Genomic DNA, 25,629 nt, shown 5'->3' with positions numbered 1-25,629 from the left:
ATCATGCAGCGAATCATTATTCCTACCCACTATGTGCATACCCGGAGCACGCCGCTGTGGACGAAGCGGACGGCGCCGGCCTCAATCTGGAAGCGGCATCTGGATGCCGGTACCCGGCAGGGCGTCTATCCGCGCCTGTCGGTGATGCGAGGGGCGATACGCTATTTCGGATATGCCGATGAAACCAGCGCGGAACCGGTGGAAACCCTGACCATTGCCGAAGGTGAATTTGGCGTTTTTCCGCCCGAAAAGTGGCACCGCATCGAGGCGTTAACCGAGGATACCGTTTTTAACGTCGATTTTTACGTTGACCCTGACATTCTGATTGAGGGATAGGTAATATGATGAACAGTGAAAATAAAGGCTATTCGTTAGCGGCGATCAACGGGAATAATAAAGATAAAAAAGAAAAAGTGTATCTTAAACCGATGGCCCTTTATGTCCCTGATATCGCCACCCAGGCCGTGGCTGAGCTTATTTCCACGCTGTCGGTGGAAAACGCCGGAGGAAAGGGATTTATATTGACGGTGACCAACAATAATAACGGCGTCTCGGTCGATAGCGAGTTTGCTTCTCTGGCTGAGCTGCAGGATCCGCAGACGGCGGCCGATGCGGTAAAAGATCTGATTAATATTGTCCGCGGCTACGAGTCCGACGAAGAGACTAACGTCTGCGGCTGGTAGTCGTTTGCCGACGCAGAATCGTCAGCTGTCGTCTATCGTCAGCTGACGCTGGACGGCTCTCGGTGGCCTGCGTCAGCCGTATCCCGCGGTATTTAGCGGCGCGTAATATGTTTAACATTGTATTTGTTGGTATTCTGGTAAATATCGGATAAATCAACAATGGTATTGTTATGGGCATAGCTGATCGACTGCACCCGTAGCAGCAGGCTGTTTTGTGGAACCTGTAAGAGCTCTGCTTGCTCCCGGGTGGCCAGAACCGGGGTATAGCTGCGGTGGCTCTCCAGGATGGTGATATTGCACTCTTTCTTGAAATAGTTAAATTTCGATCTTTCCAGATTTCCAACGCTTAGCCAGGGAAAAATCGCCACCGGTATATAGCTGTTCTCAATCAGAATAGGTACGTCGTCAATCATCCGAATGCGTCTGACGTAATAGACCTTCTCTCCCGGCTCAATTTTCAACTGTTGTGCGATAGCCAAAGGCGCATCAAGCATCGTGAACTCAATGACCTTATTGCGATAGTTGGTGACGCCGCCGATGTGCATCTGGTAGTTGAAGCCGTCAAGTTCCCCGCCGCGATAATTGCTCTTACGCGCCACGTATGAACCGCTGCCGTGGCGTTTGACGATCAGCTTCTCACTTTCCAGCAGCGTGAGCGCCTTGCGCAGGGTCATGACGGAGACCTGCAGCTCCCCGGCCAGCGCTTTTTCACTCGGTAGCGCATCTCCCACCTCGAATTCATCGCTATTGATGCGATTTTTTAGCCTGTCTGCGATTGTTTTATATATCACTTATAGATTTCTCGTGGTGTGTTCTGTCAGCGGATTATCATTTTATCTTGTTAATAATTAACATACTTTTATCATTGTGGGGCGTTGTTTTGTCTCTGTCATCTATTTATCTGCTTTTACTTATATATCTGTTGCCGCAAGAGAGATATGACTTTCATCACAGATGACGATTTCACCGCTCTGAATTATGTCTGCCGGCGCATAGGCTGAAACGCATGTATCGGGCGCTGACGGCCGATGTGCGGGACAGGGGGTGAGGATGATCGGGGTAAAAAAATTACAGGATTTTTCGAAGGCCATGATTGGGCCGGTTTTGTATCTGCCGGTTATTGGTCTGCTGATTGCGTTGTTTAGTATGACAACCAATAAAATCTGGGTCGCGGAAGATAGCTCGCTTTATCTGCTGGGGAAATACGTTTCCAGCATGCTCTGGGCCATCATGAACAATCTTGGCTTCTTCTTTTGCCTCGGGCTGGCCGGCGGGCTGGCAAAAACCCGAAAAGCGGAAGCGGCTTTTGTTGCCGCAATGACCTGGTTTATGTACCTGGCGGCGAATAATAGTTGGCTAACCCTGACGCAGCGCCTGGCCGCCGGCAGCAGCAACGCGCAGCTCTACGGCAGCGGACAAACCTTTATTTTTGGCTTCCAGGTCATTGATATGGGCGTGTTTCTTGGCATTATCCTTGGCTGCGCGGTCGCCTTTATTCACAACCGGTTTGTCGACATTGAGTTTCGCGGCGCCTTCTCTATCTACGGCAACAGCAAGCTGGTTCTGATCGTAATGATCCCGCTGGTCGGCGTGTTTGCCATCGCCACGGTGTACGTCTGGCCGATTGTTGAACACGGCATATCGGCGCTGACCGGGGTGATGAAAACCTTCGGCGCCGCCGGCGTTTTTCTGTACGGTTTTCTCAATCGTTTTCTTATCCCGACCGGGCTACACCACCTGATTTGGTCGCCCTTTGTCTTTACCTCCATTGGCGGACAGCTGTTGATTGATGGCCAGACGGTGGTGGGGGCAAAACCGATTTTCCTCGCTGAAATTGCCCATAGCGCCGGGCCGTTAAGCGACTCGGCGCGATTTCTCACCTACGGCATGGTGAAAATTTTCGGTACCGCCGGAATGGCCCTGGCCTTTTATACAACCGCCAGGCCGGAAAATAAGCAAAAGTTGAAAATCACGCTGATTCCTTTGATTGTGACTTCATTCCTGGTGGGGATCACCGAACCTTTTGAGTTCTTATTTATCTTTACCGCACCGTTGCTATGGCTGGTTTATTCATTACTGGACGGTTTTTTCCAGATGCTGGCGTGGCTGCTGGATGTGCGGGTCTGCGCCACCAACGGCATTATCGATTTTATTGTTTACAACATTCCGGCGGGAGCGCACCTCACGCGCTGGCCTGTGTTTGTCGCGCTGGGTTTAATGGAAACCGCGACGATGTTTTATATCGGTAAGTTTCTGATTCTGCGTTTCAAAATGCGTACACCGGGCCAGGAGCAGCAGGGGGAGGGGGCTAACCAACCGGCAAGCGTAAGCGCGCCTGACAGGGCTTCCGGCGAGCAGGTCATTCTGGGCCTTGGCGGCAAAGAAAATGTCTGTTCGGTCGAGAACTGTTTTACGCGGCTTCGGGTTGACGTGCGGGACCCCGCATTAATTCAGGAACACATTCTGAAGACCAGCGGCGGTACCAGCGTCATTATCAAAGGCAATCACGTTCAGGTTATTTATGGTTTAGGGGTTAATAAAATCCGTAATGCCGTGAATCGCTATTTAGATGTACATGAATAATGAGGTGGAAGATGAAAAATAAATTCGTTGTGACCATAGCCGGCGGCGGCAGTACGTATACCCCAGGGATTGTTATGATGCTGCTGGAAAATATGGACAGGTTTCCGTTAAGCGAAATTCGTCTCTATGATAATCATCACGATCGCCAGCGCGTGATTGGCGAAGCCTGTGCGATTCTGGTGGCTGAACATTATCCGCACGTTGCTTTTAGCTTCACCACCGACCCGCAGGAAGCCTTTACGGGCGTCGATTTCGTGATGGCGCATATTCGCGTCGGCCTCTATGAGATGCGCGAGAAAGACGAGAAAATTCCGCTTAAATATGGCGTGATTGGCCAGGAAACCTGCGGCCCGGGCGGTATCGCTTATGGTATGCGCTCTATCGCCGGCGTCCTTGAGCTGGTTGACTACATGGAAACGTATTCGCCGGGCGCGTGGATGCTCAACTATTCCAATCCGGCGGCGATCGTTGCCGAGGCCACGCGTCGGCTACGCCCGACGGCCAAAATTATTAATATCTGCGATATGCCGGTGGCTATTGAAGGGTTATTCGCCGATATTCTCGGGCTGAAATCGCGTAAAGAGATGAACGTCCGTTATTTTGGCCTCAACCATTTCGGCTGGTGGACCAGCATTACCGATAAGGCCGGCAACGATTTAATGCCGGCGTTAAAAAACCACGTTGCCGAGCTGGGCTATTGCAGTCCGAAAGAGGATTTTCAGCATAAAGCGCCGAGCTGGATTGAGACCTTCAAAAAGGTGAAGGACGTTTTTGCGCTGGATACCGATACGTTACCCAATACTTATCTGAAGTACTATTTTTATGCCGACTATGAGGTTGCCCATTCAGACCCTGACTTTACTCGCGCCAATGAAGTGATGGCGGGGAGAGAGAAGGAGGTGTTTGATATGGCCAGAGAGATCGTCGCCCGGCAAAGTGCCAAAGAGGCGCATTTCCATGCCGGGGCGCATGCGACCTTTATCGTCGACCTCGCCTGCGCCATCGCCTTTAACACCCAGGAGAGAATGCTGCTGATTGTGGAAAACAACGGCGCTATCGCGAATTTTGACGATACCGCGATGGTTGAAGTGCCTTGCCTGGTGGGCGTTAATGGCCCCGAGCCGCTGGCGATGGGTAAGATCCCGCTGTTTCAAAAGGGGATGATGGAGCAGCAGGTGGCGGTTGAAAAACTGGTGGTCGATGCCTGGGTTGAAGGAAGCTATCAGAAGCTCTGGCAGGCGATGACCCTGTCCAAAACGGTACCCAGCGCTTCGGTCGCAAAAGCTATCCTTGATGAACTGATCGTCGCCAACCGTGGCTACTGGCCGGAGCTGCGCTGAAGTGTCGCCAATGCCCGATGTTTTCCATCGGGCGTTACCGGTACCGCGATGGCGGAGCGATGCTCCGCCTCGCCCGAAAGCGGCTGAAGAAGCTCCGCCACGTTCTCCCTGCCAACCGGCGCCGAGAGGTAGTTGCCCTGAAAGCGGTCGACTCCCAGCGCCTGCAGTTTGTTGAATTTCTCCAGGCTATCTACGCCTTCGGCAATACAGCGGCTGCCGGTCAGCTGGCAGTAGAAGATAAGGCTTCTGATCAGCGCCAGCGCGTGCGGATCGCGCTGCATATCGTTGACGATGCTCATATCCAGCTTGTAAGCGCTGAATCTCATCGTGCGCACCGGAAACATTACGCTGCTTTGCGAGAAGCAGTCATCAAGCATGATAGGGAAGCCGCGCTTTTGCAGGCGGGCGATATTTTCGGCGATTTTGCCGTGACCGTTGAGGTCGGTATTTTCAGCAAACTCCAGCACCAGCCTCTGCGACCTGTGCGGCTGACGCAGCTGCTGGCGCGCGGTTTCCATCATGCGAAGCAGGTTCTCGTTGCCGGCGACGGCGGCGGGAATATTCACGGCGAAATAACACTCGCCGGAATGCTGATTAATATTCTGCACCGCTTCCTGAAGGACAAACGCGGTGAGCACCAGCCAGGCATATTCCGAGCGTATTTGCGGTAAAAAATCGCCGGCAGCCAGCACGCTGCCGTTTCGGTTCCAGCGGGAGAGGATCTCCATTCCCTTTACCTGATGGTGTTCATCGGTAATGGGCTGAAATACCGGAAAAATCTGGCGGCTGTGGATCGCATGGACAAGTTCACGCTCGAAAGCGGAAAGGGCGGCGATGCTCTCGCTTTTCTGGTCTCTTATCTGACTGCCGGGAAAGCGGGCGGCCATTTCAGGGTGGTGTTCCACCATTTTTTTTAATCCTGCGGTTCTTTGATTGTAGAGCGTCTTGTGGCTGATGCCGCGGCGTTGAGCCTGAGCGCTGGCGCGGTAGCCGCAGAGTAAACCGAGGATAGCGTCCAGCTCTGGCCGGGTGATCCCGGCGGGGCGCTTGCCGAGCGCTCGCGTCTCATCCTCTGCCAGCTGCTCAAGAGAGGGGTATTCTTCGAGCACGGCGTCGCGCAGCAGCGCCGCCAGGCAGGGGACCGGCAAATCGGAAGCGGCGGCCCGTACGGCGGTAAGCAAACGCCGGTCTGCGACCTGATGCACCAGGGTGGGCCACAGCCAGCTTGCCGGGCTGCGGCTCAGGAACAGCATGGGCAGCGGCGTGGTGGACCGCGCCAGCAGCGCGGCGGCCCGCTTCAGGGTTGCCAGTAGCCCGGCGGGGCCTTCCGGGAGAAAAACCACCACGCGGCGAACGCCGGCAGGCAGGGGCGGCGTCTCCGTGGGCAGCACAACGGGCCGGGCTCCTCCCTTCGCTATTATCCCCCTCAGCCCCTCGGCAGCCAGCGAACAGGGCGACAGGATAGCGACGAGCGGCCGCCCGCCGCCGGGGGGCGGGAGATTATTCGTAAACAAAAGTCACTCCGATAATCGACTGCACGTTACCCGCGGTCACCTGCCCGCTGGTGCGCGCGTAGTTGGCGGTTAATCCGAGGCTGACCGCCGAGGTGCCCACGTTGCCTAACGACACCGTACTGTTGGCGGGTACGACGCTGCCGTTACGCGTCAGCTGAACGCCCACCCCCTGGGCAGGGGACGCTGAGGCGGTATTGGTAAATATCGAGTTGCCCGCGTTCTCCGTGGTGCCGGAGAGGTAATAGCCGAGATTCTGGTTTTGCGCGCAGTAAACCGTCAGCGGAATGGCGGCGGATGCGGGATATTCCGGCAGCGTCACCGTCACATCGCGAGCAGAAACGTCGCAGCCGCCGGTTGGCACCACGACGTTGTTGTTGGCGTAAATGTTCCACACGAACTGGAAGTCGTCGTTATCCTTGTTGTTGGTCTGACGCAGGATCAGGACCGCGATCAACGACCCGGCGGAAATGGCGACGCCGCCTGCGCTACTGACGGGCGTCAGATAGAGGACGGTAGGCCAGGGGCTATCAACAATGGAGCTATAGGTCATACGCGCCGTTTCGCTGGTGGTTGGAAACGGGTAGCTGATGCCGTTATACCTGACGGTGCCGGAAAAGCTCGACAGCACCCCGCCGTAGGCCGAGCCGCGCTGCAGCGTTACGTAGTCGATCATGGAATCCGGAAAGTCGTTATGACAGAAAATCTGCGTCGAGAGATCCACCACCAGGTTCTGCCCGACGCTGACCGCCGGCGCGAGGTTCACGTAAACGTTCGCCGATCCGCCGCCGATGGGGATTGTCACCCCGGCGGCGGTTTTACAGGTGAACGACCAGGCGTTAAGCGACCAGCCCGCCAGCAGCAGCGTTAACAGCAGGGTGATTATCTTTTTCATTACTCTGTTCTCCTGGCTCAGGCGTAGGTATAGGTGACGTTAATCACCGCCTGAATAGTTCCTTGCGTCGCACCGCCGTTGACCGTCAGCGCTCTGACCTGTAGCGGGAAGCTGGCGGACTGGGTGGCGTCGTCGACCTGTACCTCTTTTCTCGCGCCGGTGTTCAGCGTGGTGCCGCCCTCATCCTGCAGCTCAAGCTGGATGTTGCCGGCGGTACCCTGGTTCTTGTAATAGCCGGTGGCGTCCGCCGTACCGCTGAAGCTGGCGGTGACCCGCGACGTGCCGACCGGGCAGTTGCTCAGGGTGAGCGCCACGCTGTGCCAGGGCGAAGCGGCGCCGGCGGAAACCAGGCTAAAGGTATAGAGATCGCCGAGATTGACGGTAGCGTTAACGGTGGAAACGGTACAGGGTTTGGCCACCACTTTGCCGTTAACGGTAATGGTGACGTCGGCGGCCTGTAGCGTCGGGGAGGACGCCGCCAGCATCGCGGCCAGCAGCCATCCGGAATAGGTCGGGTTCATCAGCGCCTCCGGTTACTGAAATTCAAGCGTGAATGTTGCGGTTGCATTAACGTGTCCGGCGGTCACCGGCACCCGGGTGGCCATCAGCCGGGCGTAAAAGTTCAGCGTTTTGGTCTGGCCGGGGGTCAGCGTGGTCCAGGGGATCGCTGACGATGCGGCATTGAGCGGCAGCGCCGTCTGCTGCGCGTCAAGGATCTGCACGCCCATCCCTGCCGCCGCTGAGGCGCCGCCGTCGAGCTGTAGCAGGTCGGTATTGATGCTGTCGGCAACGCCAACAAAGCCGACCTTCACCGCGGTAACCGAGCTGCCGCAGGGCGACAGCACGATACGAAACGGCACCAGCGGCGTGGTCGCCCCAACCGCATGGAACTGCTTCGCGGCGTTATCCATCAGGTCGACGGTAAAATCTTTCGACTCACCCGCCACGGCGCAGGCGTTATCCCGAACGTAGCCGCTGATGGTGATGGTGCTGTCCGCCGCGCTGGCATTGTTGACCGCCAGCGATACGAGGGCGCTCAGCAGATACAGGGTTTTTCTCATCATGGTCTCCTTAGCGGCACTCGGCGGACAGCGGGATCAGCATCTGGTTCTGTTTTTCCGGCGGCAGGCTGTAGTCAGCCTCGCAGCTGGCGTTCGGACCTTCGCCCCATTTCGCCCGCACTTTGCCCGCCAGGGGCATCCCGCTCAGGTAGACCTGGCCGTTATCGGCGACGATGCTGCTGGCCTGGCTGCCGTCAGAAGTCACCAGCGCGCCGAAGGGAACCGGCTTACCGTTGTAGATGAGCGACATCAGCAGCTTGAGCCCGACGTGGGCCTTAAATTCCGCGCGGACAATGGCGCCGTGGGTCGGCACCACGCTGGCCACCGCATCGTCCAGGTCGACGTTATCGGCCAGGCTGTTGGTGTCCAGCGCCACCCGGTTTTCCCGGTATTCGGTGGCGTAGGGCAGCACGGCGTAGCCGCGCCAGTCGGTCTGAACCCCGGTCTGGTTTTCCACTTTGACGTTGTCTGCGCCGGGGGCTTTGATCAGCACCACCGTGTCGTTCATCGGCTGGCTCAGGGTGACGCCGTCGGCGTGGGCCAGCACGCCGCCGCTCAGGCCGTAGTACAGCTGTTTGATGCCGTCGCTGCGGCTGTAGCCGACGTTGGCGTTGCCGTAGCCGCCGCGGTAGTTCAGCGCCGCGTAGCCGGTGCCTCCGCTGTTGCCCTCACCGCCACCGGCGTAGCCGGTCTGCATGCTGTAGCTCAGGTTGTTGTCCTCCAGCAGCGTGCCGTACAGCCCGGCGAGGCTGGTGGTTCTGCCGTTCAGATCGTTGGACATGCTGTAGCTGGCGCTGGCGTGCCGCCAGGCCGACTTGCTGTCGGAACGCAGCCAGTGGCTGAACGGAATATTGACGTTGACCGCCAGCATCTGGTCGCGCCCCTGCTGCCAGGCGTTTTTGGTCAGGCTGTAGCTGAGCGTCCAGTTGATATCGTCGATGGCGGCGTTGAGTCCTGCCTGGAGCTGCTGATCGGCCTTGCCGGTGCCCCAGTAGGTCTGGTGGCTGCCGCTCAGGTAGAGCGTGGCGGTGCGCCCCAGCTGCTGGGTGACGCTAAGCTGCACTTTGCCGCGCTTGTTGTAAGCGAGGTTGTAGTAGTCGGTGAATTTTGGCTTCACTTCAATCACCCCGTCCTGGGTCTCGACGTTGTAGCCGCTCATCCGGCTGTAGGTGGTATCGGCGAAGCTGAAGTAGCCGCGCGTCGAGTAGCGGTAGCCCACCAGCTGAATGTTGGTGCCGGTATCCGTCAGCGACTTGTTATAGAGGAAGCGCACCGACTGCCCCTGATGCTCGCTGTCATCGGGCAGGGTGGCGTTAGCCTGGGTGATATCCAGCGACAGTGCCCCCAGATCCCCCATGTTTTTTCCCACACCGAGGTTAAAGGCGCGGTAGCGGTCCGCCAGCTGGGTGCCGCCGTACAGCGTCCAGCCCGCCGGGAGGCCGTGCAGCAGGGTGCCCTGGAAGAACTTCGGTTTCTCCTGCTGATTGCTGCCGCTGCGGTACTCACCGGCGGTAGCGGCATAGCGGGTATGGCCCTCGCGCTGGAGCACCGGAACGGACGAGTAGGGGACGGTGAACACCTGGCTGCTGCCGTCGGCCTCTTTGATGGTCACCTGCAGGTCGCCGCCGTTGCCCGCGGCGTAGAGATCGTTGATGGTAAACGGGCCGGGCGGCACCGTGCTCTGGTAGATCTCATAGCCGTTCTGTTTGACCGATACCTGAGCCGTGCCGCGGGCAATCCCGTGAATGACCGGGGCGAAACCCTTCTGGCTGTCCGGCAGCATATTGTCGTCGGAAGCTAGCTGCGCGCCGCGGAAGTTAATGCCGTCAAAGACGTCGCCGTTGGTGTAGCTGTCGCCCAGCGTGAGGCGCGAACGCAGTAGCGTAATATCACGCTCAAGCCACGAGTTGATATGCTGCCATTTGTTTTCATTGGTCGTCGAACTGCCGCTGCTGCTGTAGCTCCAGGTGGTGTTGTCGCGCAGGCGCCAGGCGCCGAGGTTCAGCCCGCTCTGCAGGTTCAGGTACGCGTAGTTGCTGCTGCCGCCGACGTCGTTGTGCACGTTGTTGCCGGTGAAGTTGTAGTTCAGTAGCCCGGCGTTAATTCCGTGGTCCCAGAGCTCAGGCGGAATATAGCCGCGGGCGCGGTTGCCCATAAACGCCTGGGGCACGGTCAGATACAGCCGCTGCTGCCCGGCATCAAAGCGGGTGGTGGCGTCTTTGATCATCTCGGTTAGCGGTACGCAGGCATCCGCCGCCAGCACGTCGATTCCGGCAATGGCCGCGGTATTCACGCCCATGCTGGCCAGCTGTCCGCGGGTCAGGCAGGGGGCCAGTCCGTGGCCCTTTTCAGCGGCATTAAAGGTGATATCGCGGGTGGTCATATACCCGTCATTCAGGTAGATATCCGCGCGATAGGTACCCGGCGGCAGCTCCTGGCCCTTTTCAAAACCGGACAGATCCGCCACGGCGGCGGGATCGTCCGCCAGAAAGCGTGGGTTGAAATAGAGCTCCGCCTGCGCGTAAAAAGCCGGTGAGGAAAGTAAAAGGGCAAGGGGGATCTGCGCGAATACGCGAGCAGATCCTGGAGTCATTCGCCGGGAGCCCAAGTGGTCGAGTCCATATTTCAGATGTGACATAGTCCCTCCGGTCCAAAGTCGCCCGGCCATCGTTATTTTTTTTCGTTCAGGGGGAGAGCGCTGCTCCCCGGTCAGTTACTGCATGACGCCTTTCATACGCGGGGTGAGTGCGCCGTAGTCGTTAATCGTCCGGTATGTAATCTCGCGACCTGCATCGGACGGTAAACTGACGCTGGCTTCGCCCATCGGCGGGACCAGCGCATTTTTCAGCACCCGGGTTCCGGCGTTGAGCTCGGTGACCGTCTGGTAATAAGGGGTTGGGTTAATCAGCGTGAGTGAGCTTCCGCTGCGGCGGAACTTCAGCTTTTCCGCGGCCTGATCCGGCGGTAGCGCCAGTTTGGCCGGGCGGTAATAAAGCTTGATACGGCTGATAATCGCCAGCTGTAGCGTGTTTTCGCTGAGCTTTGATTTATCCATCGATGGAATTGCTTTGACGTTCATCCAGAACAGCGTTTCCCGGTCCTGCGGCAGCCGGCCATTGGTGGCATCGAGGATGCGCAGAGTATTCTCTTTCTTCCCCTGCATGGCGAACAGCGGCGGGGTAATGACAAAGCTCCCGTCTTTCGCGCCATCGGCGTTCTCTACCCATGACTGGATCAGATAGGTGCTGTCGTCGTTATTCGTCACCGCCAGCTGAGCCTGTTTCTGTCCGGCCGGATAAATCACGCGGGTCGCGCCCAGCGCCACGCCGGCCTGCGCCTGAGCGGTAAAACCGGCGGTGGAGAGCAGCAGGAGTCCTGCCAGTAAACCGCGCATCCCGCGCGTGGTAGCCCGTCTATTTTTCATGCTTATCTCTTTCTTTCTCACGGTGAATTCCTGTTACCGGCGCTGATTACTGGTAGGTCAGGGAGAACCAGGCCTGAGCATTTGCCGCTCCTCCGGTGACCTGATTCCCGGTGGAACGATATTTGGCGACAAAATGCAGCGTCGTTGGCCCCGTGTGCAGCTGCGTCCATGCCCCTGCGGGCGCATTGAGCGGGATCTGACTGCCGGTTTTATCAAACAGGGCAACGCCAATGCCGGTCGCGATCCCGGGACCCTCGCCAACCGAGAGGACGTCCGGATTTTTACCATCGGCGACGCCGTGAAACGCCACGCCAACGCGCTGGCTCACGGCGGTACTGCACTCCTGCAGGTGAATATCGAAGGGGACGGGGTTGGTGTCCTCCCCGGCCGAATGAAACCGATTGCTGCTGATTTGCCCCATCTTGACCGTCATCTGCCGGTCGCCCGCTTCAACGCGGCAGGACTCGGCAATGACTATCCCCTGAAAGCGCATGTTCCCGCCGGGCAGCATGGTGTCCCACTGGTTTCCTGCCAGCGCCAGCGGTGGGAGCAATAAAATCAACAGACCAGACTTCATTCTTTGCATCGTTATCACCCTTACTCTTATTCGGATAACGGGCCGTCCTGGCCCGACGCGCTTCCCTGCCTGATGAAAAAATTACTCGTACTGCACTTTAAAGGTGGCGTCAGCGTTAGCGGTACCGGCAGTGGCTGCGGCAGTCGCGTAGTAGCGAGCCTGGAACGGGATAACGTTGGTGCCATCGTTCAGCGTGGTTTGCGCGCCGAAGGCGGCGCCATCCAGCGCCAGCGGGGTACCGGTACGGTCAAGGATCTGTACGCCGACGTTAGTCGCGCCGCCCGCGGCGGAGTTCTGCAGGGCCAGTACCGTTGGGTTGGCGCTGTCAATCGCCGTGCCGGTAAACGCGACGGAGGCTTTGGTGGCGACGGTGGTATCACAATCATTCAGCTGGATATTGAAGCCGACAGCCGTGCTGGTGTTGCCTGCGGTCGCCAGCTTTGCAGAACGAACCTGGCCTAACTGAACGGTCTGGTCGATAGAACCAGCATCGACTGCGCAGGCCGCGTTAACCACTTCCCCTTTAAAATGCACTGTACCGCCGTTCACCGTAACGGTATCGGCCAGAGCCGCAGCAGAACTCAGGGACAGTGCTGAAATAACGATAAGTGCTAATTTGTTCATGATAAAACTCCTGTTTATGAATAATCCTGAAGCTATGCTTCACTTAAAAAAACATTTATTGTTGAAAAATAACTTTTGAAACGTAATCCTGTTTTTACAACCTAATTTATTCATCAGGTTGCGGCGGTGCGTATAAATAGTCTTAAGTTTCACGCCAAACTCTTCTGCGATCTCCTGGTTGCTTTCCCCTCTGCTTAACATGCTTAACATCTGCTTTTCACGCAGGCTTAGCCGGTACTTTGTATGATAATTTCCTGAGGTTTCTTTCTTTAAAAAGAAATTCAGGATGCTTCTGGTATTACTTTTTTTGTCCAGTACGGTTATTTTTTCAAATAGCTCGGACTTATAAAAAGCTAAGTCGCTGGAGGCGAAGGCAACAATGTTTTTATTTGAAAAATAAATCCACTCCGAACCCGAAAGGTCGTTAGAGTCCAAATCTATAATCAAAAAGAAATTGTCAATAAATTCTTCTCCAAGCAGTTCAATCAGGCCCAGAGTAAAATATTTATCCTTAGATAAAATATTAGTTGATAGATTCATATCTGAACGCGATCTCATCCTTGGGTTGACCTTTAACTCATCGTTAATAAAACCATTCAGCGAATTGAGAGTAATCTAACATCACCCGTCTCAATGAAGCATGCGGCTGAGGCTCTAAAAGATGTAACCACTGCAAAGTTATCATTTTGTGGGTGTTTTGTTTGTGATTTTCATTGTAAATGGCGTTAAAGGTTTATAATTTGTTTTTTTATAGGTTTTTGTAAATTAAAAATGATAGGGTTGAGTTATCATTAACCCCTGAACAATAGGCACACTCTTTGTATTGGAATTTTCTTAGGGAACATTCCTTGATAAATGTCTGACATCTTTATCTTTAGCCAATCAGATTTCTTTTTATCTGCCTGTGCATATCCATTATAGAGATGTCCGGATTCTCGCTTTTACGCTGTCTTCAGGACGCTAATTCAGGCGGTGAAAATATCATCCTTGGCCATTTCATGTATCAGGTAGTTGATTGCGTGATGGTATTATTTAATCATCATTTATCTCCTCGGTTCTCACAGCTTCAGGACGCGTTCAGCTCATACATCCCGAATGATGTTCTGGTGGTCTATATTGTTTCAGGCGCAAGGTTAGCTCAGATGGGCCTGGTTACGCCGTGTGTTTCGATGAAGGCAATAATAGCATTGTGTTTTTTTTTAGTTATATGTATTCTCTTTTATTGGTTTTTAGGTGTTAAAATTCAATTTACAATAAAGTTAAGGTTATTATCAGTATGAAATACTGCGCATGTGCCTGATGTGCGGATTGTATGCGACTGAGGATTATTTGTAAGGCAGGTTTATGATCTACAAAATTCAAGGAACGATCCATTTCAGGAGCGATGACGGGCTGATATGGCTCGATGAAGACTCATGCGTCACGCTGACAGCCACCACAAGCCGCCTGCTTAAGTTCCTTTTAGACCATAGGGAGCATGTGGTTTACAGGAACGAGATACTTGAAAAAGTCTGGGATGCGCATGGGCTGCGGACCTCTAGCCATAGCCTCAATAAATATATTTCTGACCTGAGAGCCATCTTCAGGAATATGGGCTGTGTCGAGGAGATTATCGTTACCGTGCCCCGGGTTGGGTTTATGGTGTCCGCGAGCATACTGATTGAGAGAGTGGATAATTCAGCCCCCGCCATACGTAATGAAAACGATGCGGAAGCTATTGCGTTAAGCAGCAGCGGCTGTGCACATAAGGGAACACGTAAATTTTCTGCGGGATGGGCAAAAAAGTCTGGCTATGCGCTGCTTGCGCTATTTGTGTTGGTTATCCTTTTCTGGAGCGTGAGTGCCGACCGATATCGCCTGATTTTTGCGGCCAGCCAGGATGAAGGCTATTATCTGGGAAGCATTGATTCTTGCCCGGTCAGAACTTTTAACGCCATACCGAATGAGCAACAGCAAAAGATGATGGTTCTGGTCCGCCAGCTGATCGCAAAGCAGAAAATGGTGTGCTTAGGCAACAGCGTTTTTTACTTTAATATTTCGGAATCTGTATTAAAAGCCAATGAGGGAAGGGTTTTTTTGGCCCACTGTATCTACTCAAAAATAAAACCAGGTGCGCTGTATTCATGTGAGAACTACTATAGGCCTGATTATGAAATTCCTGAATAACGTTAAGGTAAAGAGCGTTTATGTTCTGTTGTCAATTTTATTTGCTGTTTTTGTTTGCGGCTGGCTGATAAATCATTTTCATCAGCAAAACGATTTTGATTGTTCCGCAAATTTGCGAATTGAATCGGGCTCATTTGGCTTTGATGCAAACTTTAAAACTTTCTTGCTGATGCGGGGAAATAACAGCGGCTATTTTGACGTTTCCGGAAAAGTGATCGTCGATAACGTCAAGTACAATGTCGAAAGATCGTATCATTTCATCTACGCAAAGAAAGCTAATAACATTTACCACTTAACCCAAACGACCATCTCGAAGCGGAAAGCCGACAATATGATCGAGGGAATGATGCAAAAAGTCTTTTTTAGCCCCGATCCGGACTCGGGACGCTATATTAAGATACAAAAGATGAAAAATGGCTGGATCGTCCGCAGCCTGTACTCACCCTCGTTTATTTGCGTAAACAATTGATATTAATAAGTTATGAGGTTTTTCCTCTGTTACAGCCAGAGGAGTGAGGCGGTTGCAGAACGCGTGCGGGGGTTACTAAAGAAGACGATCTGGCTGAAATGAGAGAGTAAGAAAGCAAAAAGCCCGCTCGAAAGCAGGCTTCTTAAATTTGGCTCCTCTGACTGGACTCGAACCAGTGACATACGGATTAACAGTCCGCCGTTCTACCGACTGAACTACAGAGGAATCGTGTGAACGGGGCGCATATTAACGATGACCATCCCCCTTGTCAAAGCCTGAATCACCTTAACTTGTTCGTTTGCTGACAATTTCAGCAGAGTGCCTGTTTTTACGGCATTGCGCCGCCGGATGCACCGTTGCGGTGCATTTATACCCCTAATGGGGCATACCGCAATCCGCTTACCGGGCAACAAAATCGCGGTTTGCTATCAGTATCCCTTATTACGCGGCCTGCAGCGGCATTTGCGTCCCTGCAAAAAAGCTGGCAAGCAAATTGCAAAACCTTCTGCATCTAAACGGCCAGTGTTGGTACTGGTGTTCCTTACAGGAGGCAAAATGAACTTAAGACGACTGAAGTATTTTGTGAAAATCGTCGATATCGGCAGTCTGACCCAGGCCGCTGAAGTCTTGCACATCGCACAACCGGCGCTGAGCCAGCAGGTTGCGACCCTGGAAGGCGAGCTGGACCAGCAGCTGTTGATCCGCACCAAGCGCGGCGTGACGCCGACCGAAGCGGGCAAGATCCTTTACACCCACGCCCGGACTATCCTGCGTCAGTGCGAGCAGGCGCAGCTGGCGGTTAACAACGTCGGTCAGACGCTAAGCGGCCAGGTGTCAATTGGGCTGGCCCCGGGCACGGCGGCTTCGGCCATTACCATGCCGCTGCTGCAAACGGTGCGTAACGAGCTGCCGGAAGTTATGGTCTATCTGCAGGAAAGCAGCGGAACGATCCTCAACGATAAGCTTATCGACGGTCAGCTGGATATGGCCGTGCTCTATGAACGTTCCCCGGTCGCCGGGATCGTCAGTCAGCCGCTGCTGAAGGAAGATCTCTACCTGGTCGGAACCCGGGATTGCCCGGGGCAGAGCGTGGATTTGACGGCGGTTGCGGAAATGAATCTGTTCCTGCCGCGTGATTACAGCGCCGTTCGCGCAAGGGTCACCGAAGCCTTCACTCTGCGTCGACTGTCGGCAAAAATTATCGGCGAAATTGAATCCATTACCACCCTGACGGCGGCTATTGCCAGCGGCATGGGCGTCACCGTTCTGCCTGAGTCCGCCGCACGTTCGCTGTGCAGCGCGGCGAATGGCTGGATGGCGCGCATCAGCACGCCGTCAATGAGCCTGTCGCTGTCGGTCAATATGTCGGCACGCGGCAGTCTGTCGCCGCAGGCGCAGGCGGTTAAGGAAATTTTAATGTCGCTGGTGAGCCGTCCGTCGCTGGAAAACCGTGAATTATTGTTAGTCAGTTAGGCTATATTCCTGAATGGAATAAGTTGCTGGTTTTTATTATTTGTTAGCAGGGACAACAGACTTTAACAATAGTGCATATGTTATGTCTGATAGCCCGGAGGAAAGGGTGAACTTCCAGCAACTCAAAATTATTCGTGAAGCGGCCCGTCAGGATTACAACCTGACGGAAGTCGCCAATATGCTCTATACATCGCAATCGGGCGTCAGCCGTCATATTCGTGAACTGGAAGAAGAGCTGGGGATCGAGATTTTTATCCGCCGCGGCAAACGCCTGCTGGGGATGACGGAGCCGGGCAAAGCGTTGCTGTCGATTGCCGAGCGTATTCTGAATGAAGCCAGCAACGTTCGTCGCCTGGCGGACCTGTTTACCAACGATGCGTCCGGCGTCTTAACCATCGCCACCACCCACACCCAGGCGCGCTATAGCCTGCCGCCGGTGATCAAAGCCTTCCGCGAACTCTTTTCCGACGTACGTCTTGAATTAGTTCAGGGGACGCCGCAGGAAATTGAAGCGCTGTTGCACAACGGCGGCGCGGATATCGGCATCGCCAGCGAGCGCTTGAGCAACGACCCGACGCTGGTGGCTTTCCCCTGGTTCCGCTGGCACCACAGCCTGCTGGTCCCCAAAGATCATCCGCTGACCCAGGTGACGCCGTTAACCCTCGATGCCATCGCCCGCTGGCCGCTCATTACCTATCGCCAGGGGATTACCGGGCGTTCACGTATTGACGAAGCCTTTAACCGTAAAGGGCTGATGCCGGATATCGTATTAAGCGCTCAGGACTCCGACGTTATCAAAACCTACGTCGAGCTGGGGCTGGGCGTGGGGCTGGTGGCGGAACAGTCAGGCGACGCGCGGGAATCTGATACCTTTACGCGTCTCGATACCCGCCATCTGTTCGATGCCAATACCGTCTGGCTGGGCCTGAAGCGCGGTCAGCTGCAGCGAAATTACGTCTGGCGCTTTATTGAACTGTGTAACGCAGGGCTGTCGCTGGAGGAAATTAAACGTCAGGCGATGGAGCCGGAAGAGGCCGCAATCGATTATCAGATTTAGCAGGATGATAAATCAGATATGAAAGAGTAAACGAAGCTATAATTCATTCACGATTATCGCCACAAAGGAAGGGAAATTGTGCGGCGTGTGAAACTGCTTTGTTCTCTTATTATGATCCTCACCAGCCAGAGCGCTCTGGCGGTGAGCTACCCGTTGCCGCCGGAAGGAAGCCGCCTGGTGGGCAGCCCGCTGACCATCACCATTCCGCAACACAATACCCAGCCGCTGGAGGCCTTCGCCGCTCAGTACGGTCAGGGCCTGAGCAATATGCTTGAGGCCAACCCCGGCGTCGACGTGTATCTGCCGAAGTCGGGCTCCACGCTGGTGGTCCCGCAGCAGCTTATCCTGCCCGCCACGGTTCGCAACGGGATCGTGATCAACGTGGCTGAAATGCGTCTCTACTACTATCCGCCCGATGGCACAACGGTTGACGTTCTGCCGATTGGCATTGGCCAGGCAGGACGCGAAACTCCCCGTAACTGGGTCACCGCCGTGGAGCGTAAGCAGGAGGCGCCGACCTGGACGCCCACTGCCAATACCCGTCGTGAATACGCCAGCCGTGGCGAAAGCCTGCCCGCGTTTGTGCCCGCAGGGCCGGATAATCCCATGGGCCTGTACGCGATTTACATCGGCAGGCTCTACGCGATCCACGGCACCAACGCCAATTTCGGCATTGGCCTGCGCGTGAGCCAGGGCTGCATTCGCCTGCGTAACGACGACATCAAATACCTGTTTGATACCGTTCCGGTCGGGACGCGCGTGCAAATCATCGACCAGCCGGTGAAGTATACCGCCGAGCCGGACGGCAGCCGCTGGGTTGAGGTTCACGAACCGTTGTCGCGTAACCGCGCGGAGTATGAATCGGACCGGAAGGTGCCGCTCCCCATCACGCCGGCGATTCAGGCCTTTGTGAAGGGCGAGGGGGTGGATGTGAATCACGCGGAGCAGGCGCTTGAACGCCGTTCAGGGATGCCGGTGGAGATTGGTCGTGCAGCACTGCACGCCGGTAGCGGTTTTTAACCCTTTCCCTCACGCCAGGCGATTTCTTCCATCAGGATAACGCGCCCGCGGTTGCCGGGCGCTCTCGGTTGCCGTGGCGATTCGCGTTCAGGGTTTAGCTTCATCGCATTGAGCTGATGCTTTAGCTAAAGGGATGTTTTTTAAAGGCGCTATGGGTTTCAAATAATTCGGCAACGGACCGGATATGATTAAAGTCTCCCGCATGAACCACGTGAGGGATCGTTGACTGAATAAAGGTCCAGATAACCGTACTCGTTACGGCCACCTGATCGGGAACCGCGGCCGCCGGACGCTCCTCCAGCAGCCTGTTCCACTCCCTGCAGGCTGCCAGCAGCTGAGTCGTGATGCGCGCTATCCACGGATTATGCTGCTTTTCCGCCGGGCGCAGATTGTGTTCATAGACATTTTGTACCGCCTTTTCACCCGCGGCGAGAATAAAGCCCAGCGTTTGTAGATCGCTTGCCAGCGCCTCCGGCGAGACCGGCAGCAGCTTGCGCCCCGGGGCGGCCTGGGCTTCAAAATAAGAGAGTATCAGCGACGAATCCATCAGGCGAATTCCGTTATCCAGCACCAGCGTCGGCGCTTTGACCGCAGGGTTTATCCTGGAAAAGGCTTCAAAGCTGCTGAATACGGACAGCGGGTGACTTGCAAACTCGACGCCGTAGAGTTCAAGGGAAATCGCCACGCGCCTTACATAAGGCGAATCCATCATGCCAATAAGCTTCATCATGATTCCTGTTTTCCTGTGCTGGTGAAATAGGCTGAGGTTAATGCTTCATTGCCGGCGGTGAAGAAACAGTACAGTAAATTCGTCATGGCGAATATCTTCAGTATCTTACCGGTTGGGTTAGTATTACTGACAGATTGTGGGTCACGTTTTACGCGTCAGGTTGTGGGAGCGGTAACATGGCGGATTTTCCCCCTATTGCGAGTTTACGTAGTTTTGAAGCCGTGGCGCGTCTTGGCAGCGTGACGCTGGCGGCGAAAGAGCTACACGTTACGCATTCAGCCATCAGCCAGCAGATTAAAGTGCTGGAGGAGATGGTCGGCCTCAAGCTGTTTATCCGTCACGGCCGCGGCGTGCAAATTAATGAAGAAGGGCGGCTCTATGCCTTACAGGTCCGCGAGGCTTTGCACCATATTGCTGATGCCACCCGGCTGGTGCAGGTCAACCCCCGCCGGCAGGAGCTGACCCTGGCGATGGTGCCCTCGTTCGGCTGCCACTGGTTGTTGCCTCGCCTGGAACGGTTTCGGGAGAAATACCCCCATATCTCGCTGCGAATACAGGCGAGCCTGGCGATAACCAGCATGCAGCAGGAAGGGGCGGATTTGGCTATACGCATGGGAAAAGGCGACTGGGAAGGAACGGAGAGCCATTACCTTTTCTCCGATCAGCTTATCGTTGTGGCCGCGCCAACCTATAACGGCGGCGTGCTCCCCCGTACGCCGTCAGAGATAGCGAAGAGCAACATTATCTTTTCCATGGAGTCGTGGAAAGCATGGTGTATCAACGCGGGGCTTGAAAGAGAGATTGTGCCAGGCGGTTTGTGCATCAACGACTCAAACCTGGTGCTGGAGGCAGTCCGGCTCGGTAAAGGTATCGCGCTGGAACGCCGCTCTTTAGTCCAGGATGCGCTCTCCAGGGGTGAACTGGTACAGCTTACGTCTTTCACCGCCCCTTATCCGTGGCCTTACTGGCTGGTTTCATCGCAGGGCGCAGAGCAGAAAAACGAAGCCGTTCTATTTAAGGCCTGGCTTGATGAGGAGGTTACCGCATGGCGCCAGCAAACTGGCGCGGTGGAGGAGAAATGTGCGCGAGACGGTAAACCTTAGCTCCCGCCGGAAAGGCGGGAGAATTTATAGCAGGATGTTACTTATCGATTAAATGAAAATCACCCTGGGTATATCTTAATCCGTGAATATTGTCAGGGGTAAAGATGCGATCGATGAGTTTAATATCAACATCGGAAATAGCCAGGCTGGCCGCGCCGGCATTATCCTGCAAATGCGCGATTTGGCGCGCGCCGGGAATGGGGACAATATCATCGCCTTTACTCATCACCCACGCGAGAGCGAGCTGGGCCAGGGTACAGCGATATTTATCGGCCACATCCCGCAGCTGGCTGAGTAGCTGCTGGTTTTTCCGCATGGCATCGTGCTGGAAGCGAGGAAGATTGCGCCGAAAATCATCCTCGGCGAAGCCGGACCGATCGGTGATTTTGCCGGTTAAGAATCCACGACCCAGCGGGCTATAGGGCACAAATCCTACCCCTAATTCGCGGCAAGTTTTAAGAATGTTTTCTTCCGGCTCGCGGGTCCAGAGAGAATATTCGGTCTGAACGGCGGCGATCGGATGAACTTCACAGGCCCGGCGCAAAGTATTGGCAGAGACCTCGGAAAGTCCGATATGGAGAATTTTCCCTTCCTTGACCAGATCTGCCATTGTTCCCACTACGTCTTCAACGGGGACGGTGGGATCAACGCGGTGCTGATAAAGGAGATCAATAGTCTCGACGTTGAGACGTTTTAGGGAGCCTTCTACCGCTTCGCGGATATGTTCAGGACGGCTGTCAACGCCGGCCATACGCTCAAGCCCCTGACCGCCAGGAAGAATGCGGAAACCAAATTTGGTCGCAATCTGTACCTTGTCGCGAACGCCTTTGATTGCTTTTCCGATCAGCACTTCATTCTCAAATGGGCCATAAACTTCTGCGGTATCAAGGAAGGTGACGCCCAAATCAACCGCAGCGTGAATGGTGTTAATTGCCTGCGACTCTTCGGCTCCGCCATAGGCAAAACTCATTCCCATACAACCCAGACCTAATGCCGACACCTGAAATTTGTTCTTTCCCAGATAACGTGTTTCCATTTTATTTTCCTCACTCGTACAATGTGCTGAAATATATACTTCCCTTTTCCACTCACAACAATTAATCTCTTTCTAATGCAGTATTTTACGGATGTTAACAATGAAAAATATTCCCGAATTGCAACATGTAGAAATGCTTATTCTTATTGTGAAGCATGGAAGTTTTCGTCAGGCAGCAAAAGAGTTGAATATTTCTCCACCAACGTTAACTATTGCCATAAATAATCTGGAAGAGAAACTGGGCGCGAGGCTTTTAAATCGTTCTACGCGCAGTCTTTCCCTGACCGCTATCGGCGAGGAGTTTCTGAATGACGTTACTCCTGTGCTCAATGACTACAGGCGGGTGATTGATAACCTTAATGAGCACAGAGCAAAGCCGGAAGGGGTGGTGAAACTAAATTTGCCACGCATTGTGCTGGATCTCTTCTTTCAACGTTACTTCGCACCGTTCAAAAATGAGTATCCGGATATTAAACTTGAGTTATTCACCACGGACAGAAAAGTTAATATTATAGATTCAGGATTTGATGCGGGTATACGCTATACGCAAGATGTGCCTAAAGATATGATTGCCATACCCTTTGGAGAGCCGCTATCTCTTATTCCAGTGGCGAGTGCGGATTTTATAAAAAAATGCGGCGCACCCTCTTCACCAAAAGATCTCGTTAATTTCAGATGCATTAATCGTTGCTTTCCAGGTGGGGATCTGTACCGCTGGGAGTTTATTAGCGCTACGAGCGTTATAACGGAAGTGGCTGTGAAGGGCGATCTGGTGATGGATTCCGATGCGGCGATGATACAGGCTGCGGAATCCGGGTTGGGTATTGCCTTTGTGTATGAGAATCTGGTTCAGGATAAAATTAAAGAAGGCGGGCTTGTCCGCTTACTGTCTGATTATCGTTATCCTGCCGATCGTTTTAATATTTACTATCCGAGCCGCAAACATATCCCGGTCCCCCTGAGAACATTTATAACATGGGTGATGTCGATGAATAAAAATATCCTGGAGCAATAGCATGTGAAACGGCGGGTGAAAATAGACGGGATGAAAAACTGATTTTATCACCCTCTTTTGTATCGTCTGTACGCCTGACGCTTCTGCGGCTTTGTCGTCCGGTCGCCATCCCGCGCCGTTAACGCTGCCCGGTTCCGGGGTACCGGGGCAGTGCGAGCGCTAAATACCGCTAAACCCGTTGTAGCCCCGATCCTCCCGGTAGCCGCCGGGGTTGGTATCGCTGACGAAAATGGCGGCGATATGCCTGGCGTTTTTGAACCCAGTTTGGTCGGCACCCGCAATCGTAGCGGAAAAACCTATTCCGCAGCCAACGACTTACCTGCAAAATCCAGCGTCAGAAGGGGTCGCGGATGCAGCGCGGTGGCCATATCAATACAGGTGTAGTAGCGTCCGCGCACTGAAAGCCGACAAGCGCGCGCTGAGATCGGCGCCGACATGCAGCAGGAAGCGCTTTAGCGGTACTTTGCTCGCACGGCAGATTTCACCGTTTCACTGGAAGGGGCAGGGACAAAAACGTTGGGCGTTATTCGCTGCGACCAGCCCTGAACCATTGATATGGCTGCCCGGAACGGCAAGCGGCTGGAACGCATACCAGACGCTGTGGTAAATGAAGTGCTTGCCAGGCTGGATGCAATTTTAAGTTAACGCAGGACGCAGAAAAGCAAAAAGCCTGCTTCAAAAGCAGGCTTTTCAAATTTGGCTCCTCTGACTGGGATCGCCTTTGCCAGTAACTGGCTAACATTCAAGCTAAACCTGAATCCACTTTCTGTCAAGACCACCAAAATGACCACCAATAGAAGCGGGTTACGTAAGGCTGGGTTGAGTGAACCTCGGATATACCAGGTCTTTTTCCCCCTCGACGGTTGCCGCTTCGCCCTTCATCACGCAGACCCGCTCGTACAGGCCGTTCGTCACTGCATCATCGAAGGTGATACGTAACACTGCAGCATCGTCACCGTAGCGCCCCTCTTCGATATCCTTACAGAACTGGTGGAACGGGTTATTTTTGCCGTTCTCTGAGCTGATGACCACAATACGCCCGCCCCAGATAAGCAGCGCGGTGGCCGCATCCAGTACCCCCTGAACGTCAGCATGGAATGCGGCCTCGTCGATAATGACGACTCCCTGAAGACCACGGATGTTGGCAGGTCGGGAAGAGAGCGCTGCCACCTGGAACCCGCTGGCGAAGCGAACACGATAGGCCGCAATCATCCGGGTAACTCCCCGGACTGGCATAAGGAAACAGAGCCCGGTCGAGGTGATAGCCGAGGATAGCGGCGATGGAAATCAGCGACAGCTTGTACAGCGTGACGCCGAGCTGCTCAGGGGAAATGACGGCGATAGCGGCCAGAAGCGCAACGGCGAGGATGATCCAGTTGCGCAGTCGCTGGTGACGTACCTTGTGAAGTAACGACATGAGGTGACTCCTGAAGTTTAATGTGCCCGTAGGCTGAATAGATCAGGAGATAGTGTGTGTCGGAATGGGGTGCAGAGTAATTTGCCCCCGGACAGAAAAAAGCCCGACAGATATCGGGCTTCCTGAAGATTAATTCTGTTGTTGAGATTTTTTCTTGGATTTATCACTCATCTTGAATATCTCTTTTCAGATATTACATATTTCTCAAATGAAACCTGAATCGCCACGGGTTTAACAGACACCCCAGAGTCATTTAAGATGACTTAAAGAGAGGTGCCCATGAGCGGTAAGCGTTATCCTGAAGAGTTTAAAATTGAAGCAGTCAAACAGGTTGTTGATCGTGGTCATTCTGTTTCCAGCGTTGCAACTCGTCTCGATATCACCACCCACAGCCTTTACGCCTGGATAAAGAAGTACGGTCCGGATTCTTCCACTAATAATGAACAGTCAGATGCTCAGGCCGAGATCCGCCGACTCCAGAAGGAGTTAAAGCGGGTTACTGACGAACGGGATATATTAAAAAAAGCCGCGGCGTACTTCGCAAAGCTGTCCGACTGAGGTACGCCTTTATCCGTGACAACAATCGTTGCTGGCCTGTCCGTCTGCTCTGCCAGGTGCTGGATGTGCATCCGAGTGGGTTTTACGCCTGGCTTAAGCAGCCACATTCACGACGGTTTCATGCTGACCTGAAGCTGACGGGACATATTAAGCAGTTCTGGCTGGAGTCGGGCTGTGTTTATGGCTATCGCAAGATCTATCTCGATCTGCGGGATTCCGGGCAACAATGCGGTGTAAACAAAGTCTGGCGGTTGATGCAACGTGTGGGGATAAAGGCTCAGGTCGGATACCGAAGTCCACGGGCGCGTAAAGGTGAAGCCAGTATTGTGACGCCCAACAAGCTCCAGCGGCAGTTCAACCCGGAAGCACCGGATGAACGTTGGGTTACGGACATAACCTACATCCGAACCCACGAAGGCTGGTTGTATCTGGCCGTGGTGGTTGACCTGTTCTCCCGAAAAGTTATCGGCTGGTCAATGCAACCCCGAATGACAAAAGAGATTGTCCTGAACGCATTACTTATGGCGGTGTGGAGGCGTAATCCTCAAAAGCAGGTACTGGTTCACTCTGATCAGGGCAGTCAGTACACGAGCCATGAGTGGCAGTCGTTCCTGAAATCACACGCTCTGGAAGGCAGCATGAGCCGTCGCGGAAACTGCCACGACAATGCGGTTGCGGAAAGCTTTTTCCAGCTACTGAAGCGCGAACGGATTAAGAAAAAGATCTACGGAACTAGAGACGAAGCCAGAAGCGATATTTTTGATTACATCGAAATGTTTTATAACAGTAAGCGTCGGCATGGTTCGAGCGAGCAGATGCCACCAGTTGAATATGAAAACCTATATTATCAACGACTCAGAAGTGTCTAGGTTATCCGTGGCGATTCA

26 protein-coding genes, 1 tRNA gene and 3 pseudogenes are annotated in these 25,629 nt (G+C 54.2%); 13 read left to right on the top strand and 17 right to left on the bottom strand.

Features of this window, described 5'->3' with window-relative positions:
* Window positions 1-3: 3 nt before the first annotated feature.
* Together F8562_RS01170 and F8562_RS01165 are read left to right on the top strand one after the other, a co-directional pair.
* Complete coding sequence (locus tag F8562_RS01170; protein ID WP_014230000.1) at window positions 4-336, top strand: DUF1971 domain-containing protein; 333 nt, start codon at window positions 4-6, stop codon at window positions 334-336.
* A gap of 8 nt (window positions 337-344) precedes the next feature.
* Window positions 345-683 carry a DUF1869 domain-containing protein gene (locus tag F8562_RS01165; RefSeq protein WP_014229999.1) on the top strand — a complete coding sequence of 113 codons (339 nt, stop codon included), beginning with the start codon at window positions 345-347 and terminating at the stop codon, window positions 681-683.
* Window positions 684-775: 92 nt separating this feature from the next.
* Here the strand turns inward: F8562_RS01165 and F8562_RS01160 are convergent, their stop codons facing one another.
* Window positions 776-1,474, bottom strand: coding sequence for a GntR family transcriptional regulator (locus F8562_RS01160; RefSeq protein WP_014229998.1), 699 nt, complete (start codon window positions 1,472-1,474; stop codon window positions 776-778).
* Between the two features lie 259 nt (window positions 1,475-1,733).
* Between F8562_RS01160 and F8562_RS01155 the strand changes: the two genes are divergently transcribed.
* Complete coding sequence (locus F8562_RS01155) at window positions 1,734-3,266, top strand: PTS transporter subunit EIIC (protein WP_014838903.1); 1,533 nt, start codon at window positions 1,734-1,736, stop codon at window positions 3,264-3,266.
* Between the two features lie 11 nt (window positions 3,267-3,277).
* Window positions 3,278-4,606 carry a 6-phospho-alpha-glucosidase gene (locus F8562_RS01150; RefSeq protein WP_014838902.1) on the top strand — a complete coding sequence of 443 codons (1,329 nt, stop codon included), beginning with the start codon at window positions 3,278-3,280 and terminating at the stop codon, window positions 4,604-4,606.
* Here the strand turns inward: F8562_RS01150 and F8562_RS01145 are convergent.
* The 9 genes from F8562_RS01145 to F8562_RS01105 all read right to left on the bottom strand — a co-directional run bounded on the left by F8562_RS01145 (window position 4,585) and on the right by F8562_RS01105 (window position 13,238).
* Window positions 4,585-6,120 (bottom strand): EAL domain-containing protein, encoded by a 1,536-nt coding sequence (locus F8562_RS01145; protein ID WP_179294850.1) that lies wholly within the window; start codon window positions 6,118-6,120, stop codon window positions 4,585-4,587. The two genes, F8562_RS01150 and F8562_RS01145, sit on opposite strands and share 22 nt — an antisense overlap.
* Complete coding sequence (locus F8562_RS01140) at window positions 6,107-7,012, bottom strand: fimbrial protein (protein ID WP_094909415.1); 906 nt, start codon at window positions 7,010-7,012, stop codon at window positions 6,107-6,109. Before F8562_RS01140 ends, F8562_RS01145 begins: the two co-directional genes overlap by 14 nt.
* A gap of 17 nt (window positions 7,013-7,029) precedes the next feature.
* Window positions 7,030-7,533, bottom strand: coding sequence for a fimbrial protein (locus F8562_RS01135; RefSeq protein WP_014838900.1), 504 nt, complete (start codon window positions 7,531-7,533; stop codon window positions 7,030-7,032).
* Between the two features lie 12 nt (window positions 7,534-7,545).
* Window positions 7,546-8,073, bottom strand: coding sequence for a fimbrial protein (locus F8562_RS01130; RefSeq protein WP_163467593.1), 528 nt, complete (start codon window positions 8,071-8,073; stop codon window positions 7,546-7,548).
* A 10-nt stretch (window positions 8,074-8,083) separates the two neighbouring features.
* The gene (locus F8562_RS01125) at window positions 8,084-10,711 is read right to left on the bottom strand and encodes a fimbrial biogenesis usher protein (RefSeq protein WP_042934124.1); all 2,628 of its coding nucleotides are present in this window, start codon (window positions 10,709-10,711) and stop codon (window positions 8,084-8,086) included.
* A gap of 75 nt (window positions 10,712-10,786) precedes the next feature.
* Window positions 10,787-11,497 carry a fimbria/pilus periplasmic chaperone gene (locus F8562_RS01120; protein ID WP_014229991.1) on the bottom strand — a complete coding sequence of 237 codons (711 nt, stop codon included), beginning with the start codon at window positions 11,495-11,497 and terminating at the stop codon, window positions 10,787-10,789.
* Window positions 11,498-11,543: 46 nt separating this feature from the next.
* Window positions 11,544-12,083, bottom strand: coding sequence for a fimbrial protein (locus tag F8562_RS01115; protein ID WP_014838896.1), 540 nt, complete (start codon window positions 12,081-12,083; stop codon window positions 11,544-11,546).
* Between the two features lie 72 nt (window positions 12,084-12,155).
* The gene (gene fimA, locus F8562_RS01110) at window positions 12,156-12,698 is read right to left on the bottom strand and encodes a type 1 fimbrial major subunit FimA (protein WP_014229989.1); all 543 of its coding nucleotides are present in this window, start codon (window positions 12,696-12,698) and stop codon (window positions 12,156-12,158) included.
* Between the two features lie 39 nt (window positions 12,699-12,737).
* The gene (locus F8562_RS01105) at window positions 12,738-13,238 is read right to left on the bottom strand and encodes a helix-turn-helix transcriptional regulator (protein ID WP_014229988.1); all 501 of its coding nucleotides are present in this window, start codon (window positions 13,236-13,238) and stop codon (window positions 12,738-12,740) included.
* Window positions 13,239-14,042: 804 nt separating this feature from the next.
* Here F8562_RS01105 and F8562_RS01100 point away from each other — a divergent pair.
* Both F8562_RS01100 and F8562_RS01095 read left to right on the top strand, forming a co-directional pair.
* A complete protein-coding gene (locus F8562_RS01100) occupies window positions 14,043-14,864 on the top strand; it encodes a winged helix-turn-helix domain-containing protein (RefSeq protein ID WP_014229987.1) in 822 nt (273 codons plus the stop codon).
* On the top strand, window positions 14,848-15,333 hold the full coding sequence (locus F8562_RS01095) for a hypothetical protein (protein ID WP_014229986.1): 486 nt from the start codon (window positions 14,848-14,850) through the stop codon (window positions 15,331-15,333). The genes F8562_RS01100 and F8562_RS01095 overlap by 17 nt, the downstream gene beginning before the upstream one ends.
* A gap of 149 nt (window positions 15,334-15,482) precedes the next feature.
* Here F8562_RS01095 and F8562_RS01090 read toward each other — a convergent pair.
* Window positions 15,483-15,558: transfer RNA gene (locus F8562_RS01090), tRNA-Asn, on the bottom strand.
* 330 nt (window positions 15,559-15,888) lie between these two features.
* On the opposite strand from F8562_RS01090, the gene nac reads away from it, so the two are divergent.
* The 3 genes from nac (at window position 15,889) to ldtA (ending at window position 18,883) form a co-directional block, all read left to right on the top strand.
* Entirely contained in the window at window positions 15,889-16,806 is a 918-nt protein-coding gene (gene nac / locus F8562_RS01085) for a nitrogen assimilation transcriptional regulator NAC (protein WP_004852321.1), read from the top strand.
* Window positions 16,807-16,912: 106 nt separating this feature from the next.
* Entirely contained in the window at window positions 16,913-17,863 is a 951-nt protein-coding gene (cbl, locus tag F8562_RS01080; protein ID WP_014229985.1) for an HTH-type transcriptional regulator Cbl, read from the top strand.
* 78 nt (window positions 17,864-17,941) lie between these two features.
* Window positions 17,942-18,883, top strand: a complete 942-nt coding sequence (gene ldtA, locus F8562_RS01075) for a L,D-transpeptidase (RefSeq protein WP_009653331.1) — start codon at window positions 17,942-17,944, stop codon at window positions 18,881-18,883.
* Window positions 18,884-19,004: 121 nt separating this feature from the next.
* Here ldtA and F8562_RS01070 read toward each other — a convergent pair whose 3' ends face one another.
* Window positions 19,005-19,610 carry a glutathione S-transferase family protein gene (locus F8562_RS01070; protein WP_014838893.1) on the bottom strand — a complete coding sequence of 202 codons (606 nt, stop codon included), beginning with the start codon at window positions 19,608-19,610 and terminating at the stop codon, window positions 19,005-19,007.
* Between the two features lie 179 nt (window positions 19,611-19,789).
* Between F8562_RS01070 and F8562_RS01065 the strand changes: the two genes are divergently transcribed.
* Window positions 19,790-20,716, top strand: coding sequence for a LysR substrate-binding domain-containing protein (locus F8562_RS01065; protein ID WP_014838892.1), 927 nt, complete (start codon window positions 19,790-19,792; stop codon window positions 20,714-20,716).
* 37 nt (window positions 20,717-20,753) lie between these two features.
* On the opposite strand, the gene F8562_RS01060 is transcribed toward F8562_RS01065, so the two are convergent.
* On the bottom strand, window positions 20,754-21,752 hold the full coding sequence (locus F8562_RS01060) for an aldo/keto reductase (protein ID WP_014229982.1): 999 nt from the start codon (window positions 21,750-21,752) through the stop codon (window positions 20,754-20,756).
* A gap of 100 nt (window positions 21,753-21,852) precedes the next feature.
* Here F8562_RS01060 and F8562_RS01055 point away from each other — a divergent pair, with 100 nt between their 5' ends.
* Entirely contained in the window at window positions 21,853-22,767 is a 915-nt protein-coding gene (locus F8562_RS01055) for a LysR family transcriptional regulator (RefSeq protein ID WP_014838891.1), read from the top strand.
* A 159-nt stretch (window positions 22,768-22,926) separates the two neighbouring features.
* On the opposite strand, the pseudogene F8562_RS29415 reads toward F8562_RS01055, so the two are convergent.
* Window positions 22,927-23,229 (bottom strand): annotated as a pseudogene (locus tag F8562_RS29415) (molybdopterin-dependent oxidoreductase); the annotation flags it as partial.
* 3 nt (window positions 23,230-23,232) lie between these two features.
* On the opposite strand from F8562_RS29415, the pseudogene F8562_RS01045 reads away from it, so the two are divergent.
* Window positions 23,233-23,412: pseudogene (locus F8562_RS01045) on the top strand (type II toxin-antitoxin system PemK/MazF family toxin); the annotation flags it as partial.
* Here the strand turns inward: F8562_RS01045 and F8562_RS01040 are convergent.
* The 3 genes and pseudogenes from F8562_RS01040 to F8562_RS01030 all read right to left on the bottom strand — a co-directional run.
* Window positions 23,409-23,603, bottom strand: coding sequence for a hypothetical protein (locus F8562_RS01040; RefSeq protein WP_071886337.1), 195 nt, complete (start codon window positions 23,601-23,603; stop codon window positions 23,409-23,411). The pseudogene F8562_RS01045 and the gene F8562_RS01040 sit on opposite strands and share 4 nt — an antisense overlap.
* A complete protein-coding gene (locus F8562_RS01035) occupies window positions 23,572-23,979 on the bottom strand; it encodes a phage terminase (RefSeq protein WP_014838889.1) in 408 nt (135 codons plus the stop codon). Before F8562_RS01035 ends, F8562_RS01040 begins: the two co-directional genes overlap by 32 nt.
* Window positions 23,980-24,043: 64 nt before the next feature.
* Window positions 24,044-24,184: pseudogene (locus F8562_RS01030) on the bottom strand (putative holin); the annotation flags it as partial.
* A 279-nt stretch (window positions 24,185-24,463) separates the two neighbouring features.
* Here F8562_RS01030 and F8562_RS01025 point away from each other — a divergent pair.
* A protein-coding gene (locus tag F8562_RS01025; protein ID WP_094909581.1) for an IS3 family transposase occupies window positions 24,464-25,611 on the top strand; the annotation gives its coding sequence in 2 pieces (ribosomal slippage) (window positions 24,464-24,701 and window positions 24,701-25,611; 1,149 coding nt in all).
* The last annotated feature ends 18 nt before the right edge of the window (window positions 25,612-25,629 follow it).

The organism is Klebsiella sp. RCJ4 (genome assembly GCF_009025755.1).
Classification (GTDB): Bacteria; Pseudomonadota; Gammaproteobacteria; order Enterobacterales; family Enterobacteriaceae; genus Klebsiella; species Klebsiella michiganensis.
This window is presented reverse-complemented; position numbering and strand designations above follow the sequence as displayed.

Excerpts from the sequence above, each read along its gene's own strand:
- F8562_RS01115 (WP_014838896.1), bottom strand. The coding sequence starts at position 12,083 with ATGCAAAGAATGAAGTCTGGTCTGTTGATTTTATTGCTCCCACCGCTG.
- fimA (WP_014229989.1), bottom strand. The coding sequence starts at position 12,698 with ATGAACAAATTAGCACTTATCGTTATTTCAGCACTGTCCCTGAGTTCT.
- F8562_RS01165 (WP_014229999.1), top strand. The coding sequence starts at position 345 with ATGAACAGTGAAAATAAAGGCTATTCGTTAGCGGCGATCAACGGGAAT.
- F8562_RS01125 (WP_042934124.1), bottom strand. The coding sequence starts at position 10,711 with ATGTCACATCTGAAATATGGACTCGACCACTTGGGCTCCCGGCGAATG.
- F8562_RS01100 (WP_014229987.1), top strand. The coding sequence starts at position 14,043 with ATGATCTACAAAATTCAAGGAACGATCCATTTCAGGAGCGATGACGGG.
- F8562_RS01055 (WP_014838891.1), top strand. The coding sequence starts at position 21,853 with ATGAAAAATATTCCCGAATTGCAACATGTAGAAATGCTTATTCTTATT.
- F8562_RS01130 (WP_163467593.1), bottom strand. The coding sequence starts at position 8,073 with ATGAGAAAAACCCTGTATCTGCTGAGCGCCCTCGTATCGCTGGCGGTC.
- F8562_RS01060 (WP_014229982.1), bottom strand. The coding sequence starts at position 21,752 with ATGGAAACACGTTATCTGGGAAAGAACAAATTTCAGGTGTCGGCATTA.
- F8562_RS01150 (WP_014838902.1), top strand. The coding sequence starts at position 3,278 with ATGAAAAATAAATTCGTTGTGACCATAGCCGGCGGCGGCAGTACGTAT.
- F8562_RS01140 (WP_094909415.1), bottom strand. The coding sequence starts at position 7,012 with ATGAAAAAGATAATCACCCTGCTGTTAACGCTGCTGCTGGCGGGCTGG.
- F8562_RS01155 (WP_014838903.1), top strand. The coding sequence starts at position 1,734 with ATGATCGGGGTAAAAAAATTACAGGATTTTTCGAAGGCCATGATTGGG.
- F8562_RS01065 (WP_014838892.1), top strand. The coding sequence starts at position 19,790 with ATGGCGGATTTTCCCCCTATTGCGAGTTTACGTAGTTTTGAAGCCGTG.
- F8562_RS01035 (WP_014838889.1), bottom strand. The coding sequence starts at position 23,979 with ATGATTGCGGCCTATCGTGTTCGCTTCGCCAGCGGGTTCCAGGTGGCA.
- F8562_RS01120 (WP_014229991.1), bottom strand. The coding sequence starts at position 11,497 with ATGAAAAATAGACGGGCTACCACGCGCGGGATGCGCGGTTTACTGGCA.
- F8562_RS01070 (WP_014838893.1), bottom strand. The coding sequence starts at position 19,610 with ATGAAGCTTATTGGCATGATGGATTCGCCTTATGTAAGGCGCGTGGCG.
- F8562_RS01170 (WP_014230000.1), top strand. The coding sequence starts at position 4 with ATGCAGCGAATCATTATTCCTACCCACTATGTGCATACCCGGAGCACG.
- F8562_RS01135 (WP_014838900.1), bottom strand. The coding sequence starts at position 7,533 with ATGAACCCGACCTATTCCGGATGGCTGCTGGCCGCGATGCTGGCGGCG.
- F8562_RS01095 (WP_014229986.1), top strand. The coding sequence starts at position 14,848 with ATGAAATTCCTGAATAACGTTAAGGTAAAGAGCGTTTATGTTCTGTTG.
- nac (WP_004852321.1), top strand. The coding sequence starts at position 15,889 with ATGAACTTAAGACGACTGAAGTATTTTGTGAAAATCGTCGATATCGGC.
- F8562_RS01105 (WP_014229988.1), bottom strand. The coding sequence starts at position 13,238 with ATGAATCTATCAACTAATATTTTATCTAAGGATAAATATTTTACTCTG.